The 18,396-nt window shown below is 55.1% G+C and carries 16 protein-coding genes; 4 read left to right on the top strand and 12 right to left on the bottom strand.

What is annotated here, in order from left to right:
* The first annotated feature begins 14 nt into the window (after window positions 1-14).
* Window positions 15-1,250 (top strand): MFS transporter, encoded by a 1,236-nt coding sequence (locus V8I28_RS00815; protein WP_341778229.1) that lies wholly within the window; start codon window positions 15-17, stop codon window positions 1,248-1,250.
* A gap of 120 nt (window positions 1,251-1,370) precedes the next feature.
* Here the strand turns inward: V8I28_RS00815 and glpK are convergent, their stop codons facing one another.
* From glpK to V8I28_RS00800, 3 genes are all read right to left on the bottom strand, one after another.
* A complete protein-coding gene (gene glpK, locus V8I28_RS00810; protein WP_341778228.1) occupies window positions 1,371-2,870 on the bottom strand; it encodes a glycerol kinase GlpK in 1,500 nt (499 codons plus the stop codon).
* A 176-nt stretch (window positions 2,871-3,046) separates the two neighbouring features.
* Window positions 3,047-3,262 carry a 2-hydroxymuconate tautomerase gene (locus V8I28_RS00805; RefSeq protein ID WP_341778618.1) on the bottom strand — a complete coding sequence of 72 codons (216 nt, stop codon included), beginning with the start codon at window positions 3,260-3,262 and terminating at the stop codon, window positions 3,047-3,049.
* A gap of 43 nt (window positions 3,263-3,305) precedes the next feature.
* Window positions 3,306-4,196, bottom strand: coding sequence for a YitT family protein (locus V8I28_RS00800; protein WP_341778617.1), 891 nt, complete (start codon window positions 4,194-4,196; stop codon window positions 3,306-3,308).
* A 280-nt stretch (window positions 4,197-4,476) separates the two neighbouring features.
* On the opposite strand from V8I28_RS00800, the gene V8I28_RS00795 reads away from it, so the two are divergent.
* Both V8I28_RS00795 and yjeM read left to right on the top strand, forming a co-directional pair.
* On the top strand, window positions 4,477-5,892 hold the full coding sequence (locus V8I28_RS00795) for a C69 family dipeptidase (RefSeq protein ID WP_341778227.1): 1,416 nt from the start codon (window positions 4,477-4,479) through the stop codon (window positions 5,890-5,892).
* A 48-nt stretch (window positions 5,893-5,940) separates the two neighbouring features.
* Complete coding sequence (yjeM, locus tag V8I28_RS00790; RefSeq protein WP_341778226.1) at window positions 5,941-7,455, top strand: glutamate/gamma-aminobutyrate family transporter YjeM; 1,515 nt, start codon at window positions 5,941-5,943, stop codon at window positions 7,453-7,455.
* 91 nt (window positions 7,456-7,546) lie between these two features.
* On the opposite strand, the gene V8I28_RS00785 is transcribed toward yjeM, so the two are convergent.
* Together V8I28_RS00785 and V8I28_RS00780 are read right to left on the bottom strand one after the other, a co-directional pair.
* Window positions 7,547-9,535, bottom strand: coding sequence for a KUP/HAK/KT family potassium transporter (locus tag V8I28_RS00785; protein ID WP_341778616.1), 1,989 nt, complete (start codon window positions 9,533-9,535; stop codon window positions 7,547-7,549).
* A 19-nt stretch (window positions 9,536-9,554) separates the two neighbouring features.
* A complete protein-coding gene (locus tag V8I28_RS00780) occupies window positions 9,555-9,848 on the bottom strand; it encodes an LlsX family protein (protein WP_341778225.1) in 294 nt (97 codons plus the stop codon).
* An 800-nt stretch (window positions 9,849-10,648) separates the two neighbouring features.
* On the opposite strand from V8I28_RS00780, the gene V8I28_RS00775 reads away from it, so the two are divergent.
* Complete coding sequence (locus V8I28_RS00775; protein ID WP_341778224.1) at window positions 10,649-13,756, top strand: YhgE/Pip domain-containing protein; 3,108 nt, start codon at window positions 10,649-10,651, stop codon at window positions 13,754-13,756.
* A 257-nt stretch (window positions 13,757-14,013) separates the two neighbouring features.
* Here V8I28_RS00775 and rplS read toward each other — a convergent pair whose 3' ends face one another.
* The 7 genes from rplS to V8I28_RS00740 form a co-directional block, all read right to left on the bottom strand.
* Window positions 14,014-14,370 carry a 50S ribosomal protein L19 gene (rplS, locus tag V8I28_RS00770; RefSeq protein WP_168900518.1) on the bottom strand — a complete coding sequence of 119 codons (357 nt, stop codon included), beginning with the start codon at window positions 14,368-14,370 and terminating at the stop codon, window positions 14,014-14,016.
* Between the two features lie 112 nt (window positions 14,371-14,482).
* The gene (gene trmD / locus V8I28_RS00765; protein ID WP_341778223.1) at window positions 14,483-15,262 is read right to left on the bottom strand and encodes a tRNA (guanosine(37)-N1)-methyltransferase TrmD; all 780 of its coding nucleotides are present in this window, start codon (window positions 15,260-15,262) and stop codon (window positions 14,483-14,485) included.
* The gene (gene rimM, locus V8I28_RS00760; protein WP_341778222.1) at window positions 15,262-15,780 is read right to left on the bottom strand and encodes a ribosome maturation factor RimM; all 519 of its coding nucleotides are present in this window, start codon (window positions 15,778-15,780) and stop codon (window positions 15,262-15,264) included. The genes trmD and rimM overlap by 1 nt, the downstream gene beginning before the upstream one ends.
* Before the next feature lie 335 nt (window positions 15,781-16,115).
* A complete protein-coding gene (locus V8I28_RS00755; RefSeq protein WP_057735322.1) occupies window positions 16,116-16,376 on the bottom strand; it encodes a KH domain-containing protein in 261 nt (86 codons plus the stop codon).
* A 9-nt stretch (window positions 16,377-16,385) separates the two neighbouring features.
* Window positions 16,386-16,661, bottom strand: a complete 276-nt coding sequence (gene rpsP, locus V8I28_RS00750; RefSeq protein WP_341778221.1) for a 30S ribosomal protein S16 — start codon at window positions 16,659-16,661, stop codon at window positions 16,386-16,388.
* A gap of 87 nt (window positions 16,662-16,748) precedes the next feature.
* Window positions 16,749-17,045, bottom strand: a complete 297-nt coding sequence (locus V8I28_RS00745; RefSeq protein ID WP_341778220.1) for a hypothetical protein — start codon at window positions 17,043-17,045, stop codon at window positions 16,749-16,751.
* Window positions 17,042-18,394, bottom strand: a complete 1,353-nt coding sequence (locus V8I28_RS00740) for a vWA domain-containing protein (protein ID WP_341778219.1) — start codon at window positions 18,392-18,394, stop codon at window positions 17,042-17,044. Before V8I28_RS00740 ends, V8I28_RS00745 begins: the two co-directional genes overlap by 4 nt.
* Between the last annotated feature and the right edge of the window lie 2 nt (window positions 18,395-18,396).

Genomic DNA, 18,396 nt, shown 5'->3' with positions numbered 1-18,396 from the left:
AGAGGCTTTCAGCTATGACTAAAACCACGATTTCTCTCAAGCGTCTGATTCCTGGACTCATCATTGGTCCGGCCAGCTGGCTCGGTCCCTACATCGTCATGAACAGTTTATTCCTGCCGGCACTGATTCAGCACTTCAACGCCGCCCACAAGGTAGAGTTGGTCGCACTCTTCTCGACCTGTGGGATGATTGTGGCGGCATTGTCCAACATGATCGCCGGAGCCCTGTCGGACAAGACCAAGTCCCGGTTCGGTAAGCGTGCGCCCTGGCTACTGGGTGGGGCCTTCGTCTTCATGCTAGCCATGATTGCGGCGTCCTTCTCGCCCAACATTCCGGTTCTCCTAACGGCGTGGATGGTGGGCCAAGCCGCCCTCAACTTCATCGTGGCGCCCATGGTGGCTTGGATTGACTTTGCCCCCAAGGATGGCCGGGGAACGGCTTCCTCCGCTTACGGGGGGCTAGGGATGGCACTAGGAAATAACGGGTTCAACGTGGTTGGCGCCCTCTTCCTCAGTCAATATCGACTCGGCTTCATTATCTTCGGGATCTTTACCTTTATCGGGGTCGCCATCGCCGCGCTCATCGTCCACGAACCCTCTAACCTCGATGAGGAGCTGGCCGAGAAGGCACCCAAGCCCAAGTTAACCCTGAAGGACGCCGCTTCAATCTTCCCCCGTTGGTCGATCGGACGGGACTACTACATGGCGTTACTGGCCAAGCTGTTCCAAGGCGTCGGCAACTTTGCCATCACCGGCTACATCCTCTACATCATGACCGACTTCCTTCACCGGGGCAGTCAAACCCAGTCGTCCATTCAATTAATCAACCTGATTATGCTGATCTTTGGGGTCTTCATGGGCTTCGTGGCCGGACCCGTGGCCGACAAATTTAAGATTTTGAAGCTCCCCGTGGGCTTCTCCACGCTATTTCTGGCCCTGGCCGCCCTGATGCTATTCTTCTTCCGTGATACGTTTGGCATCGTGACCTACGCCTTTGCCGCCGGAATCGGGATGGGGCTATGGAATTCTCTAGACAACCTGCTGAATCTGGAAGTAATTCCCGACCAGAACCGGGTGGCCTTCTTCCTGGGCGTCTACAACCTGGGAAACACCATTACCCAGGCCATCGCGCCGGTACTTGCCGCGGCCGTCATCTCCATGTTCGGCTACTCCGGGATCTTCATCGTTTCCTTCGTCTTCTCACTGATCGGCGGAATCTTAATTCTAAGCATCAAGTCGGTCAAACGATAAATCACTATCTAGTTTGATCGTCAAACTCCCAAGAGCGGTTCATCGGCCGTCTTGGGAGTTTTTCTATAACCTAAAACGACCACCTACCCATGACGGGCGGTGGTCGTTTGTTTAAGTCGTCTAGTCTTCAAAAGCCTGCGTCGCCTTAATCGCCGCTTGCCAGCCCTTGTAGCACTTCTCACGTTTGTCGGCCGCCATCTGAGGCGTGAACTCATCACGCAAGGCGTGCATCTTCCGAATGGCGTCCATGTCTGGCCAGAAGCCAACCGCCAAGCCGGCGAGGTAAGCCGCACCCAGCGCGGTGGTTTCGTTGATGGCCGCCCGCTTGATTGGCGTATCTAGGATATCCGCCTGGAACTGCATCAGGAAGTTGTTGTTGGCCGCACCCCCGTCGACACTCAGCGACTGGATATCCAGACCGGTTTCGTTGGTCATGGTATCCACGACGTCTCGCGTCTGATAGGCGATGGCTTCCACCGTGGCCCGCACGAACTGTTCGCGCGTGGTCCCGCGAGTCAGGCCAAAAACGGCGCCCCGCGTTTCCTGATTCCAGTATGGCGCCCCCAACCCGGTAAAGGCCGGCACGACGTAAACGTTCCCAGTGGTCTTGGCATCGACCGCCATCTTCTCGGATTCGCTGGCGTGCTCGAAGAACCGCATGCCATCGCGAAGCCACTGCACGGCGGACCCCGCCACGAAGATTGACCCTTCCAACGCGTAGGTAACCTTATTGTTCAGGCCATAGGCGATGGTCGTCAACAGGCCGTTGTGGGACAACGTAGGTTCTTCCCCGGTGTTCATCACGATGAAGGCCCCGGTCCCATAGGTGTTCTTGACCATCCCTTTGTCAAAGGCCGTTTGACCAAATAGGGCCGCCTGTTGGTCCCCCGCAATTCCGGCAATGGGCACCTGGACCCCGGAGAACGTGTAACCGGCCGTGTAACCGTAGATTTCGGAAGATGACCGCACCTCTGGCAACATCGCTGCCGGAATGTTCAACCAATTCAAAATGTCTTCGTCCCACACTAAATCGTGGATATTGTATAACATGGTCCGACTGGCGTTGGTGTAGTCGGTGGCGTGAACCCGGCCACCGGTGAGCTTCCAGAGAATCCAGGTGTCAATGGTCCCAAAGAGCAGTTCGCCGCGTTCAGCGCGTTCCTGGGCCCCGTCAACGTGGTCTAAGATCCAACGAATCTTGGTTGCCGAGAAGTAGGAGTCGATGACCAGCCCGGTCTTGTCGTGAATCGCCTCGGTGTAGCCATCGGCCTTCAATTGATCGGCCAGGTCGCTGGTCTGCTTGGATTGCCAAACCACGGCATGATAAATGGGTTCCCCGGTCTTCTTGTCCCACACGATCGTGGTTTCCCGTTGGTTGGTAATCCCGATGCCCCGCACCTTGTACGGTTGCACGTCGGAATCGATTAGGGCATCGGAAATGACGGACTGGACCGCGTTCCAGATTTCATTGGCGTCGTGTTCCACCCAACCCGGTTGCGGAAAGTATTGGTGAAATTCCCGCTGCGCCTGTCCAGCAATTTGGCCGTGCCGGTCGAATAAAATAGCCCGGGTACTCGTCGTCCCTTCGTCAATTGCCATCATGTATTGTTGATCATTCATTGTCTTAGACTCTCCATTCATTCGTTGTTAGCAACGGCCTAAATCCACCGTGATGTCGCACTTGTCTCTAGTATACCGAAAAGTGTCCGCCGCGCCAAACGTTTTTGCAAATGAAACCGCCACCAAGGCGAATGTATCGGGGTTGGTGGCGGTTTATAAGATTTCGGAAATTCTGATTACTTTTCGTCGCTCTTCAAAACGCCGGCCACGCCGTAACGGTTAGGCTGCATTTCGCGCAGAATCACGTGAACGTGTTCAGCCGGGGCACCGGTGTTCTTGGTAACCGCCGTCGTCACGTCTTGGACCAAGGCCTTGAGTTGGTCTTGTGAACGACCCGCAATCAAATCAATGTTAACAATTGGCATTTTTTTCGTTCCCTTCTCTTTATGGATATGGCTATTATACCGGTAACCACCGATGATGGCAATTACTGGCTTACTTTTTGGCCGTCTCCTCGCGCAACTTCAACTGTTCCGTCTCATTATAGAAGTTCCCCTCGATATCGACCGTATTGACCAGGTTGACGAAGGCTTGGGGGTCGACTTCCTTGACCGCATGCTCCAATGTATAAAGTTCATACCGCGAAATAACGGTCATCAGGACCGTGCTCGACTGCCGCGTATAGGCCCCAAACGACGGAATCACCGTGATACCCCGAATGAGAGTCTTATTAAGTTCCGCTATGACGGTCTCCTGCTGCGACGTGACGATAAAGGCCGTGAGTTTTTGATGGCGGGTGTGAATGCTATCGACCACCCGTGACATTGCATAAATCGAAATAATCGTGTATAACGCGCTCTCCCAGCCGAAGAGGAAACCGGCCACGATCACGATGCCGAAGTTAATCATCAACATCAGCGTCCCAATCGTCCGTCCCGTGGTCTTCTCTAGCACCACGGCCACGATATCCATTCCACCGGTCGAAAAGCCATTCTTCAGCGGATAGGCCACGCCCACCCCGGTCAGAATTCCCCCGAATAAGGCGGCCAGTAACGAATTATTAGAAATATTATTAACCGGTATGATGATCGCCAGGACCGAGTTCAGCACCGCGACCATGATGGAATAGATGGTAAAGCCGCGTCCCACCTTGAACCAGCCCAGCAAGCCGATCGGAATGTTAAAGAGGAGGATGAACCACCCGGTACTCAGGTGAATTCCGCCCGCCGCCAACAAAGTGGCAATAATCTGAGAGATACCGTTGATCCCGGCACTGAAAATCTTACCGGGAACTAAGAATTCATTTAGCGCAATGGCTGTAATAATGGCCGATCCTACCAAGATTAGGAGGTGTTTGCCGACCTCGCGTCGCTTAGTTTCTAACATAATTCTCATTTTCACGCCTTTCTATCGTCAGTCGTTTTCACTATTTAACCACAACTCCTGCGACTTAGCCAGCCCAATAACAACCAGTCCGACAGTTTTTCAGACCCACAACAATTGAAAGCCCCGGGATAACCGTAATCATAAAATTGTATAAATATTTATTATGATGAGAAAATCGTGTAAAATAATTAAAAAAATCCCGAAACTAGTCCCGTTTTCCCTTAAAAATGTTAGAATGAATAACGTACATTTTATTCAACCGACAGAAAGGAGTACGCCCATGAATTATTCCGCTTGTACCAGTATTTTAATTGGCGCGCAAGCCACCACGGACGGGTCGGTCATGATTGGCCGCAACGAAGACGCCAAGGCCGCTTGGCCCAAGCATTTCGTCGTTCACCCCGCCCACACTGCGACCACGCCGCAACAGTTTGTCAGCACGGATAACGGCTTCACCATGCCCTTACCCCTGAGTGCGGCCAAATATACCGCCACGCCCGAGTGGACCGACAAGTACGGTCTGTTCGAGGAAGACGGGATCAACGCGTTTGGCGTGGCCATGAGTGCCACCGAGAGTACGTATTCTAACGAACGCGTGCTGGGTGCCGATCCGCTAGTAAAGGACGGGATTGGCGAGGAAGCCATGGTGACCGTGGTTCTCCCTTACGTCCAAACCGCCAGAGCCGGCGTGGCCCGTTTAGGCCAAATCGTCGAACACTACGGCACCAGCGAATCCAACGGCATCTTGTTCGCCGACCAACACGAAGCCTGGTATCTGGAAACCGGGGCCGGCCACTACTGGGTCGCCCAGCGCATTCCGGATAACGGTTACGCCGTGGTCGCCAACCAGATGGCGATTCAAGACATCGACTTCCACGATAGCGAAAACTTCATGTTTGCCCGCCATCTGCAGGAATTCGTGGCCGACAATCACCTGAATCCAAGTCGCGGTCGCTTTAGCTGGCGCGACATCTTCGGGACGCAGGATCAATCCGATCTCTACTACAATACGCCCCGGGTCTGGTATGGCCAACGCCGCTTCAATCCGGAAATCGACCAGGACCCGCAATCCTTCAACCTGCCCTTCATTCGCTACGCCGACCAGCTACTAAGCATTGACGATGCCCAGGGCTACCTCAGCAGTCATTTTGAAGAAACGCCCTACGATCCAGTCGGGTCTGGCACCGCCGAAGAGCGCAAACGGTTCCGCCCGGTCAGCCTGGCCAAGACGCAGGAATCACACGTCTTACAGCTGCGGCCCGACCTGGATCCGGCCCTAGCCGGCATTCAGTGGCTGGCCATGGGGGTCGGCGCGCAGAGCGTCTACGTGCCATTCTACGCCGGCATCGACGCCACGCCGGACGCTTACCATTTAGGCCAAGCCACCTATGATTCCAAGTCCGCTTACTGGGTCTACAAGTTAGTTAGCGTCCTGCTCGATGCGCACTACCATGAGGCCTGGCCGACCGTCAGCGCCGTTCAAAAAGACTTGCGAATCGCCTTTAAGCAATCCGTCAAGCAGACCGATGCCGTGGGCCAGCAACTCAGCGGTCTCGAACTCAGCCATTATTTGACGCAACAGGCCAACGCTAACGCCGCATTGGGAATTCGACGTTACCGCGAGCTAGCGGCTACCCTGATCACCCAAGCAACCGATCTGGGCCCGTTGAACTATCACCAAGATTTGAATTTATAAACACACGTGAAGCCTAGCCTTCACGCCAATATGGGAGATATTAATCTAATGGAAAAGCAAAAAAAGATTGGACTCTTTAGCCTGATCTTAATGATTTTTTCGGCCATTTATGGTTTCGCCAACGGAACCGTGGCCTACGACCAAATGGGCTATGCCAGTATCATCTGGTACGTCCTCGCCGCGCTGTTCTTCTTTCTGCCGAGTGCCTTAATGCTGGCGGAATACGGATCGACCTTTAAGGAAGCCAAGGGGGGCATCTACTCCTGGCTCGCCGAATCCATCGGTGAAAAGATGGCCTTCATCGGGACCTTCATCTGGTTATCCTCTTGGATTATCTGGATGTTGTCGACCTCAACCAAGGTCTGGATCCCACTATCTACGCTGATTTCCGGGAGTGACCAGACGCAGACCTGGGGAATCCTGGGCCTCAGTTCCACGCAAACCATCGGGATTCTCGGGATTGTCTGGATCCTGGCCGTCACCTTCTTTGCCACCCGTGGCGTTAGCTCCATCGCTAAGATTTCATCATTGGGTGGGATCTTCGTGATGGGTCTGACTATCCTGTTCTTCATTGCCAGCATCTTAATCTGGTTCTTAAATGGTGGTCAACTGGCCGAACCGGTTAATGGCTTACACAGCTTCATCGCCTCACCTAACCCGCAATTCCAGTCACCGATGGCCCTGTTGTCATTCGTGATTTACGCCGTCTTTGCCTACGCCGGGATGGAATCCATGGGGGGCATCACCGATAGTATGGATAAGCCGGAAAAGACCTTCCCTAAGGGGCTGATCATTTCCACGATTACCATCACCATCGCCTACTCCCTGTCCATCTTCCTCTGGGGGATCAGTGCCAACTGGCATGACGTCCTCGGGAGTGGCTCCGTTAACTTGGGGAACATTACTTATGTGTTGATGAATAACTTGGGACTGGTCATGGGCCACGCTCTAAACCTGTCACACGGCACGTCCGTGTTGATTGGAGACGTGTTGGCTCGACTAACTGGACTCAGCATGTTCATGGCTTACCTGGGGTCCTTCTTCGTGTTGGTTTACTCCCCACTGAAGTCCTTTATCTTGGGCTCTTCACCAAAGCTCTGGCCTAAGAAGATGACGCGTCTCAACCAGGCTGGCGTGCCGGCTTACTCCATGTGGATTCAAGCCACGGTCGTTGCCGTCTTCATCTTCTTCGTTTCCTTTGGGGGCTCCGCTGCCAAGGAATTCTACCAAATCCTAACCAACATGGCCAACGTTTCTACGTCGGCACCATACCTCTTCTTGATTGGGGCCTTCCCATTCTTTAAGAAGCGGACCGACTTGGAACGGCCATTCGTGGTTTACAAGAACAAGGTCTTCACTAACATCATCGTGGGCATCGTGTTGCTCGTCTTGATTGCCGGCATCGTCTTCACCTGCCTCCAACCAATCTTGGACGCCGATTACAAGACCGCCTTCTGGACGATCATCGGCCCCATCTTCTTCGGAGCAGTCGCTTGGATCTTCTACCGCAACGCCGAGAAGCGTTCGGCTAAGGAGAATGTCACGGCCAATGACGAAGATTAATTGTGATTTTAAAAAGTTCTCAGATGTGGTGTCTGAGAACTTTTTTTCGTCTAAATTCAGTTATAGTGCCCACCGATAAGGCGTTCTCTGGTCACCGCCGCCGCAACGTCCGGTCCGGCGCATGGGCAATAAACAGCGGCACCCGCTCCTCGACGACATCGCTAAACTCCAGGCCGTACCAGTGTTGCGGCGACAAGCTAATCCGTTGTAGCAGGAGCCGACCACCGATCAGCCAACGGTCCAACGGGGGCAGGTCGTCCTGGGCACCCAAGTCCTGTAACTGCTGGTTAAGCATGACGAATTTAAAATTCCCCACCTGCCGGCCCGGTTCACTGGCGTATCTCGGCGTCTGATCCGCCAGATTACCGGAGGCCAAGAGGTCATTTACAATCTGCCGCAGGTAAACGTTTAGACGCTGAGGCTTCTTAAAACCCAGGTACAGTTGCACATCCATCACGTTATCCGTGCCCAACGTTTTGACCGCGTAGCTACATTCATAGGGCGTATCCGTCTCGTTAACCGTCACGAACCAGTAGACTGCCGCGCGCTTGGGCTGTTGATCTAGGATGGAATAGACGACCGCCCGCTTAATCTCGTAATCCGCGGTCACGTGGCCCACGTAGACCAGATTCGTGGCAAATAACGGCACCCGCTCATCGCCACTCAACGCCGTCAGTTGCGGCAGAAAATCCAGTAGTGAGACGTGCTCGTCCTCGGCCACGTGGGCACTGCGCCGTTGATTGCCGTAGTACCAAAACACCATGACCGTTAAGATCACCAGCGTCAGACAGAGCGTCACGTACCCACCGCGAATAAACTTTGCGAGGCTGGCAAACAGGAAGAGGCTTTCCAACAAGCCAAAGGCGACCACGTACAGGGTGGCCAGGTGCCGGTGTCCCCGCTGCTGGAGAAAGGCGTGCAGGAGCAGCGTGGTCATCAGCATGGTAATGGTAATCGCCAAACCATAGGCCGCTTCCATGTTACTGGAGGTCCGGAAGAACCAGACGATGCTCAGCGTGACCAAGCACAGCAGCCAGTTGACCGTGGAGATATACAGCTGGCTGATTTCATTTCCCGGAAACTTAATCCGCAGGCGCGGCAACAACTTGAGGCCAATCGCTTCGTGGACCAACGTATACGACCCGGTAATCAGGGCCTGCGAAGCGATGATGGCAGCAATCGTGGCGATCCCAATCGCAAATAAACGCCATTGACTGGGCACCATCGCGTAGAAGGGATTGACCAACCGATTGACACCGGCCTGTTCGGCGTGACGGATCATCCACGCCCCCTGGCCCAGGTAGCTCAGCATGAGCATCAGGTAGACGAACGGCCAGGTCCCGTAAATGTTGCGTTTGCCCACCTGGCCCATATCCGAGTACAGCGCCTCGGCCCCCGTGGTCGCCAGGAAGATGCTACCGAGGATGAAGACGCCCTGTCGGTTGTCCGGACTCACCAGAAAATTCAGGGCGTACAGCGGCGATAGCGCCTGCAGAATCGCCGGGTCGGCGGCCAAATTGTACAGTCCCACCAATCCGATAAAGCTGAACCAAATCAGCATCAAAGGGCCAAACGACCAGCCGATCAGTTGCGTCCCCACGCGTTGGACCAGAAACAACCCCACCAAAATCCCGGTCACGACCAAGAGAACCCAGCCCTGTTCCCCACTGAAGTGAAACGGACCAAACGTCTGATTCTTCAAGCCCTCGATAGCGGAGGTCACCGTTACGGCGGGCGTCAACGTTCCATCGGCCAGCAAGGCGGCCCCACCAATCAAGGCCGGTAGGATCAGCCACTTGGCGCGATTGCGGACCAACGCATACAGCGCGAAGATGCCGCCCTCATGCCGGTTATCGGCCCGCATGGCCAGCAGGATGTATTTAACCGTGGTAATCAGCATCAGCGTCCAAAAGATCAGTGAGATACTTCCTAACATCACCGGCGTTATCGTCGTGAGTTCGCGGCGGCCCGCCTGGTCGATGATCGCATTCATGACGTAAAGAGGCGAGGTACCAATGTCGCCGTAGACGATTCCCAGCGTAATTAGCATCCCCACCCCCGTGAGTTTTTGTGTCGTCATCTTCACGCGAAAACACCCCCTACAACCACCGGTGCGTCACGAGCCGATGACGAATTTCTCCTAGGACTAAAATAAAAGCCGTGGTCAGTAGCCACACGATTCCCATGCCGGCAGAAATCGTGTGGCCCGCGTAATGGCCCGCCACATAGCTAATCCGGAAAAAGGCCAATCCCAATAAATTCAACGTGTAATGGGTCACCCCGGCCGCGTGAACGTAGGCGTAGGTCCCGGAGATAAATAGCGACAATAGGCCCGCCGATACCACCAGGCCCCCCATAATCTCAATGATGAGCCGCACAACTGTCTTTGGCATTTGGCATTCCTCCCTCTTTGCTACCCATCATACTGAACTACCCGGTTAAAGCCAATCAGCGAGCCTAGCTTGAGGAAGTATCTAACCAAATTGATGAGTTACTGAACGAGTTAAGGGTTAAAACGATTTTTTCGCCGGAATTAGTGAAAACTTGCAACAAAATTAGTGGAAAGTCCATTAGTAATAAGTAGAGGCATAAAAAAATCGCCCGCCATTCCTACGAATGGGCGAGCGACTTTCAAATCTAAGAAACTCCGGCTTGCTAAACAATCTCTCTGAATCTCTTTATTAGCATCTCTTAAACTCTAAGAAGTAACTATACACGATAAAGTCTGACTCGTCAAGGTTTATTTTGACTTTGCTGTCATCAGACTTCGTTAATCGGGAATTCTCCCAAACACTCAGGCAAACCTCTACAAATGATTCTAAATAAGATGACGGTAAGGCCCCCCAACAACGTCTATTTAATCGTCGCCCCAATAAGTATTTCAACTCGAAAAAAATAGAACCCTCAAATTCTCCCCAACTCCCCCTGATTTCCCCTGTCCAGTGAAAAAAATCACCAAGCCAAACGCCCCACCATTCCAGGCTTGGATGGGCTTCCATCAAAAAATAAACCTTGCAATCTAAAACCTAGACGAGTAGACTCCAAAATATGGCTGAAATTTCAGTCAATTTTTTAGCATAAATGCAACATGCCCTATACTAATTTTCTAAGGCGGAGATAAATCAGTATCAGGTCTTGCATTACAATGCGACATGCCCTATACATTTTAAGGCATTATTGAGGAGTGTGGAGAATGAAACATAAGCTTTTAACCGGTGGTGCCCTAGCCGCCGGACTGGTACTGCCCGTGGTTTGTGCCGGCCTGGTTGTCCATTCACTGTGGGACCCGTTCGGTCGGACCGATCAGTTGCCGGTAGCCGTCGTGAATGAGGATCGCCCGGTTACCTATCAAGGCAAACGTCTGGCGGTGGGCCAACAGGTCGTACACCAACTCAAGCATAACCATCAGCTGGGCTGGAAATTTCTTTCCGCTAAGGCTGCCGCCACGGGTATGCGCCACAACCGGTATTACACCGTCGTCACCATCCCCGCTAATTTCTCGCAGCGCGCCACGACCGTGACCTCTGGCCATCCCCAAAAGATGCGTCTCGCTTACAAAACCAACGACTCGTTGAACTATATTGGTGAGATTATCAGTCAATCCGGCGCCGCTGAACTAAATACCGCCGTCAAACGAGCGGTGACCAAGGCTTACGCACTGAGTATGTTTGACCAGATCAAGGCCAGCGGGCGCGGCTTTCAAACGGCCGCCAACGGGGCCACGCAACTCAAGGATGGAACCGTCACACTGGCAGACGGCATGAATGCCTACACGACCGGCGTCAACCAGGTTAAGGACGGCCTGCTCCAGCTAACCACGAAAGTCCAGCAGTTGCCCACGGGGGTTCACCAACTGGCCGCGGGCGCCGATCAGTTGTCGACCGGCCTTCGAACCCTTCAGGCCCAAACCCAACCGCTAGCCAGCGGCGTCAACCAACTAGCCACCGGCGCCAACCAGGTCTCGACCGGGTCTACGACGCTAGCCGGCGGTCTGCAGCAATTGGCCACCAAGACGGCTCCCCTGACCAGTGGCGTCAACCGGTTAGACAACGGTTCCGCCCAGGTCACGGCCGGGCTCAAGAAGCTCAATCGACAGACTGGCGCGCTGGCATCCGGCGTGGTCCAACTGGCCGATGGCAGTCAAGTACTGGCCACGAGTACGGCTAAATATGTCAACGGCGTTTATCAGGTCCATACGGGCTTACAACAGCTGGACACGAACGGTCAAACGCTGGCCAGCGCCGTCTCCCAATTAAGCGACGGCTCTTCGTCATTGGCCAGTCAAGTGGCCGCGGGACAGGCCGACGTCAACCGGTTGGGGACCGCCATGACCAGCCTCAAGGACCAGGCCGCAAGCGGGACCGCCACCCTGCAAACCCAAGGCGATCAGCTACAGCAGAAGCTTCAGGCTGATTTAGCCACTTTAGCCGGCACACTCGCCAGCGGTAGCGCATCGTCTGCCAAGGTGCAGGCCGTTCAAGCCACGCTGACCCAGCTACAAGATTCCGCCGCCACGACCAGCACCCCCAAGGTCTCACGAGCGGCGACCAAATTAAAAGCGGCGGTCGCGCAATTGGACCAGCCCCAAGCAGCCTCGCAGTCGACCGGGATGACCCAAGCCGAAATCGACGCCAAGATTGACGCCGTGGCCCAGGAAACGAAGATGTCCGCGACGCAGAAGGCTGCCATGACCGCGGCCCTAACCAATGCTGGACAGCATAAGTCGGCCACCGCAACGAATACGACCGCGGCGAAGGCAGCCGTCACGGCGGCCGCCAATGAACTCGCCCAAGCGAGTGCTACGGCCACGCCAGATACGTCAACTTCGTCAGAAACGGTGGCCACGCTAAAGCGTGAGGTGGCGGCTTTGGCCCCAACCGGCAAGACAACACCTTCGACCGCCCTACTACAGGTCATGCAAGACGCCCAGCAACTCAAAGCGCTCTTCTCGTCTATCACGGGCGCGATGACCCAACAAAACCAGGCGCTAAGTCAACTCAACGGTGCCGTCAACACCAACGACGATGCCCTCGTCAAGCAGTACGGTACCCTCGTTAGTGGCACCCAAACACTGGCCAGTGGCCTAACACAGGTCAATCAGAAGGTGCCGGCCTTCACCACCGGCGTGCAGCAATTGCTTGCCGGTAGCCAGCAGCTCGCCACCAACGGGCCAGCACTAATCAGCGGTTCCCAACAACTGGCGACCGGCACCGCCAAGTTCAAGGGCGAAGTGCCCGCCTTAACCGGTGGCGTGACCCAACTACTCAACGGGTCACTCACGCTCACTAACGGGTTGGACCTCTTAAATGGTCAGGTCCCTGCCTTGACCGGCGGCATGGGCCAGTTGGTCACCGGTGCCGGGCAACTAACCACGGGAACTCACCAATTGGCGAACGGCTTGACCCGGCTCAACAGTCAAGTTCCGGCCTTGACTACCGGCGTTTCCAAGTTGGCTAACGGTGGCACGCAACTCCGTGGTGGGCTCCAAGCCCTGAACCAGCAGGCTCCCCAACTAGTCGCTGGCGTCACCAAATTATCGGCCGGATCACAGCAGCTCGCCGCAAACACGCCTAAGCTAATGGCGGGCACGCAGCAGCTCCAACGGGGTAATGGTAAACTGGCCACGGCCCTACAAAGCGGTGCCAAGCAGGTGAAGGCCACACCACTGAATGACCGAACGGCCGACATGTTTGCCTCGCCTTCGACCTTGGCTCACGAGCGGTTCAGCTACGTCCCTAACTTCGGCCACGCCATCGCACCATTCGTGGTTTCACTCCTAACCTTCTTGGGACTGACCGGCCTGGTCGTCTGGTTTGATTATCGTAAACAGTTACAAACGCCGCGGCAATTGGCCAACTTAACGGGCTGGGTCCTGTTACAATCCCTGATTACCAGTGCCGGTATGGCCATCATGCTCCATGCGGCCCAACCGTTTACCTTCATGGCCTTAACCGGTCTCTTCGCCTTAGCCGTCTTAGTCGTCGAACTCGTGCTCCGGCTCTTCATGGGTCGCCTGGCCGTTCTGGTCATCGGCGTCCTGTTCTTCTTACAGCTCTGCGTCGCCAATGGCATCTTCCCGGTCCAAACCGTGAAGACGCTCTACGCGCCGCTAGCGAAATTCCTGCCAGTCACGTACGCCAACCTGGGACTGACGCAAGCCCTCAGTGGCACCGGGATTAGTCCCGCGGTTCTGACCATGGGGATAACTGCCGCAGTCGTCATCGTTTTGATGGGCGGCGCGCTGATCGGGTTCAAGCTCATGCGTCCTCGGACAACGGCAATCGACGACCCACAAAAATAATGATTTAAAAATTTCGCGTTCCTAACGCCCAGAACCCAACAAAGCAGACCAACTGGTGAGTCCTTCACTGGTTGGTCTGCTTTGTTTTGCGAACGAAAAATTACGATGCTAGTTTAAATCCTCATTCTTATTCTTCACCGGACCTCGTCCCCAACAGATTGCTTCACCTCACTGCCCACGCTCTTGCGAACACAACCAGGACGAACTTGGCCATAGAAAAAGACCAACCACCGAAGTGATTGGTCTTTGACTGATAACTAGTTGCGACGGCGTTCTGGGATCCGCGCTGCCTTACCGTTAAGTTCACGGAGGTAGTACAGCTTAGCACGACGAACACGACCTTGACGAATAACGTCAATCTTAGCAACCCGTGGGGAGTGTAATGGGAAGATCCGTTCCACACCGACACCGTTACTCATCTTACGTACCGTGTAAGTTGCTTGGATGCCAGCACCCTTACGCTTGATGACGACACCTTCGAACAACTGGATCCGTTCGCGGGTACCTTCAACGATCCGGGCGTGAACCCGAACAGTATCCCCGGCACGGAAGTCTGGCACATCGTCCCGTAATTGTTCTTGGTTGATCTTAGCAATTAAAGTATTTTGGCGCATAATTAATTCTATCCTTTCGCCAACACTCATTCTCAGTTTCGACAGCGGAATGTTGTTTTTGTGGCTAAACAGCCAAAAGTAAGTGTATCATATCTCGAAATGCCTGTAAAGGTTATTTTCTTGACTCCTGTTCGGCGGCCTGCCGCTCTTCCTCTTCAATCCGAACGTCCGCCAGCAAGTGCTTCTGTTCCTTAGTCAGCTTGCTATGGTCGATGAGGTCCGGTCGCCGCGTGTAGGTCCGCCGCAGGGCCTCTTTTTGCCGCCACTCGTCAATCTTCCCGTGATTGCCGCTAATGAGGACGTCCGGTACCTTCATTCCTCGAAAATCGGCTGGCCGCGTGTATTGCGGATATTCCAACAGGCCGGAAGAAAAGGAATCGCCGGGCGCAGATTCCTCGTTGCCCAGCACGCCGGGTAAGAGACGCACCGTGGCATCGATCATGACCATTGAGGCCAATTCGCCCCCCGTCAAGACGAAATCTCCCAAGGAGACTTCATCCGTCACGAGTGAGCGAATCCGCTCGTCATAGCCCTCGTAGTGCCCACACAGGAAGGTTAGGTGTTCTTCGTGGGCAAATTCCTCGGCCACGTGCTGATTAAAGGTCACGCCGGCCGGGTCCATCAAGATGACGCGGCCCTTGGGTAACCCCTCGGCTTCGGCCTGTTCCTGCGTGGCCTTCACGGCATCGAAGATCGGTTGGGGTTGCAGCAGCATCCCCGCCCCGCCACCGAACGGGTAGTCATCCACGTTGCCGTGCTTATTGGTCGAATAATCCCGAAAATTGGTGACGGGCATGGTCAGGTGGCCATTTTCGATGGCCTTACCAACAATGGAGTCGTGCATGGGACCGGAAAACATATCGGGAAATAAACTTAACACATCGATTCGCATTACTCGAGTCCCTCCATCAATTCTACCGTGACCCGCTGATTCTCCAGGTCAACGTTCTTGACGACTTGGTCAATCTTAGGCAATAACAGATCGTCTTTACCCGGACGGTCAACCACCCAGACGTCATTGGCGCCGGGCGAAAGAATCTCCTTGATGGTCCCGAGCTTTTCGCCGTCTTCGGTTACCACGTCCAAGCCCACAATCTGGTGGTAGTAGTACTCACCGGGTTGGAGGTGGTCATTTTGTAGCTGGTCATCGGTCACCTTCAGCGTGCTTTGCTTATAAATCTCCACGTCGTTAATGGACGGCTTGCCTTCAAAGCTCAGCAGGTAGAAATTCTTATGGGGCCGTTCGGACGCCACCGTAAGCTTCACCGGTTGGGTCTGCCCCTTCTGAAAGGCGTAGAGCGTGGCGCCGACCGCAAACCGACTCTCTGGAAAATCGGTGATGGCGACCACGCGAACTTCCCCCTTGATGCCGTGCGTGTTGACGATGGTGCCGACTGTGTAATATGCCATCTGACTGGCCTCCTTATTTTTAACTTTTTTGATTGCTTCATTAAATCTTGTATTGTTCTGGCAACTGTCGTCGTACTGGTCGCCTTACCCGCAACGAGGCCTGCGGCTGCCAGCAATTCCGCCTGCTGTGGGGACCGGCTCCAGCCAAAGGACGGGCTTCCACCTCGCTTGGAAGCACCGGCCTTTGGTGGTTCCAAGCGAGGGACGAGACCGCTTCACAGGCTCGTCCCGGTCCTGCCCACGGCGTTCCAGCTCATATTTGGCGAACGGCAAGGCGACCCCAGCACATTTCCCGTGATATTGGGTACAAAAAAACTCGAGGAAACGTTGTCGCCTCACTCGAGAGTCTTTGCCGGGCGGTCATCAATGATGAGTCGTACCCGTTTATTGCCTTGAACGCGAACGCTGTAGACGATCGTACGAATCGCCTGCGCCACGCGGCCTTGTTTACCGATCACCCGCCCGATATCGTCCGGATGAACGGTTAACCGATATTCATAGAACCGGTCCGTCTCCGCCGGTGTAATCACCAACGCTTCGGGATGTTCCACGAGTGGGCTAACAATTGCTAGAATTAATGCCTTAAAATCGGTCATGGCTAATCACTACTTTTTAGTGTATTTAGCTTCGTGGTATTGCTTCATGATACCAGCGTTGGAGAGTAAAGTCTTAACCGTATCTGAAGGTTGAGCACCGTTGTTCAACCAGTTCATGATAGTTTCTTCCTTCAACGTGATTGAAGCAGGTTGGGTAACTGGGTTGTACGTTCCAACTTGTTCGATGAAACGGCCATCACGAGGACTCCGTGAGTCGGCAACCACAATCCGGTAGAATGGACGCTTCTTAGAGCCCATCCGCTTTAAACGAATCTTAACTGACATGTAGACACCTCCTGTATTTCTTTCAACGTGTAATAATATACCAGTTTCTGGATATGATGTAAAGGGTTTTTTCTTTACACCTCGAAATTATTCAAAAGGACGCTGTAACCAGGCCCGATCGTCCGCCGTTAAAAACCGCTGATTGGCGGCAATCCAGCGTTGAACGGCGCCGTAATCCGTGAAGTCTAATTTCACGGGAAAGACCCCCGCCGCCTGTAAATCCTGGGCAAAACGTAGGTCGGCCACGGTAATCGGGGCCTGAAACAGTGGATTTTCCATCGCCCGGCTCCCCCATTCATCGGCCAGGATGGCCTGGGCGTTTCGGTAAGGGGCCGTTCGTTTAATCAGCGCTCTTAATTCACTTGCCGTTAACTGTTGTGTCATGACTTTTGCCCCCTTATCGCCTGCCACTGTGGATCGGTCGTCAGACTCACCACGGTGCCGGGCGCGTTTTTCACCGAAAATGCCGCTACCGGACTCGTTAGTAGCCAGATGACGGGCACCGGTAGCGTTGGTTGAAGCTGGCGTTCGCCGTAACCGTCCGTCAAGATAATCACCAGCTGACCGGCCGCGCCCTGCAATAGCCGCGGTAAGGCATCGAATACGGCTTGAAACCGGGTGCCACCACCGCCCGTTCGCATCAGATGCTGGGGGCGCCGCTGCAGGCTAAAGCGGCGCTGGGGGTCCACGACCGTATCAAACGGGTAAACGGTCACCTGCGCGGGATAAACGGCCAATAACGTGGCCAATTGCCCCAGGAGGTAGCTAATCTCGCGGTTCCCCATGGACCCCGATTCGTCGACGAACACGGAAATCTTCTGCCAAGTCGTGACGATCTGCCCCGGCAACTCCATTCTCGCGGGCTGGCGCCGATTGAATCGGCCGAAAGCCGGCTGCCGCCCCGCGGGAACCTGACCCAGCCCCCGCTTCAATAGCCGCCGCCAGTCCAGTGGCTGTTCCGCGACGGTGGGCGTCAACGCCGCGCGCATGGCTCCCGGTAAGGTCCCCCGTTGCTTAGCCGTCAGGGAATCGGCCGTTCGCTGAAAGAGCTGGCGCCGCCACTGTTCACGCGTGGCCGCCGCGGTCGCATCGGCTGCCCGCCACGTGGCGTGACCGTCCAGATCGCTAGGGTCGTTTCCGGCCTCGGCACTTCGCCGCGCCACCTGATCACCGCGGTTGGCGGGACCACCGGTCGGTAGCGACCGAGCGCTCGCGGGGTGCTTCGCCCGCCAGTCCCGCAATTGCCGCAGGTACACGGCCGAATCCTGCTGGCGCTGCACCGGTTGACCAATGAGTTGCTGCAAGCGCCGACTGGTAATCGCCGTGGTCGGCAGGTCCGTCAGATAATCATTCACCGCGGCATCGGTCGCCCAGCGCACCAGACCCGCCTGTGCCGGCGTCTTGAGGGCCTCGGCGTAGCGCTGAGGGTGTTGCCAGAGTAAATGCAAGACGGTATGCCGCAACATGGCGACCCACTGCGTCCCCGTCCAATCCTGTCGGCCGAGCGCCGCGGGAGCCAGTCGTAAGCGCCAATCCGTGGCCGTGGGGCGCAACGCCAAGGGCGAGTGACCCGGCGCAATCTCCACGGTCATTTGGCTCAAAACGCGGCCGTAGAACGGGTCTGTTTGTAAGAGGTACATCACGGCATCCCGGTAGGCCTGGTGGGCATTGGCGTCCTGCTGGGCGGCGGGGCCGGTTGCTAATCGTTTCAAATCCTGGGTTAAACTCGGCATCA

The sequence above is a fragment of the Levilactobacillus sp. HBUAS70063 genome (assembly GCF_038374745.1).
GTDB lineage: Bacteria > Bacillota > Bacilli > Lactobacillales > Lactobacillaceae > Levilactobacillus.
Note: the sequence above shows the minus strand (reverse complement) of the source record. Positions and strands in the feature narration are given on the sequence as shown.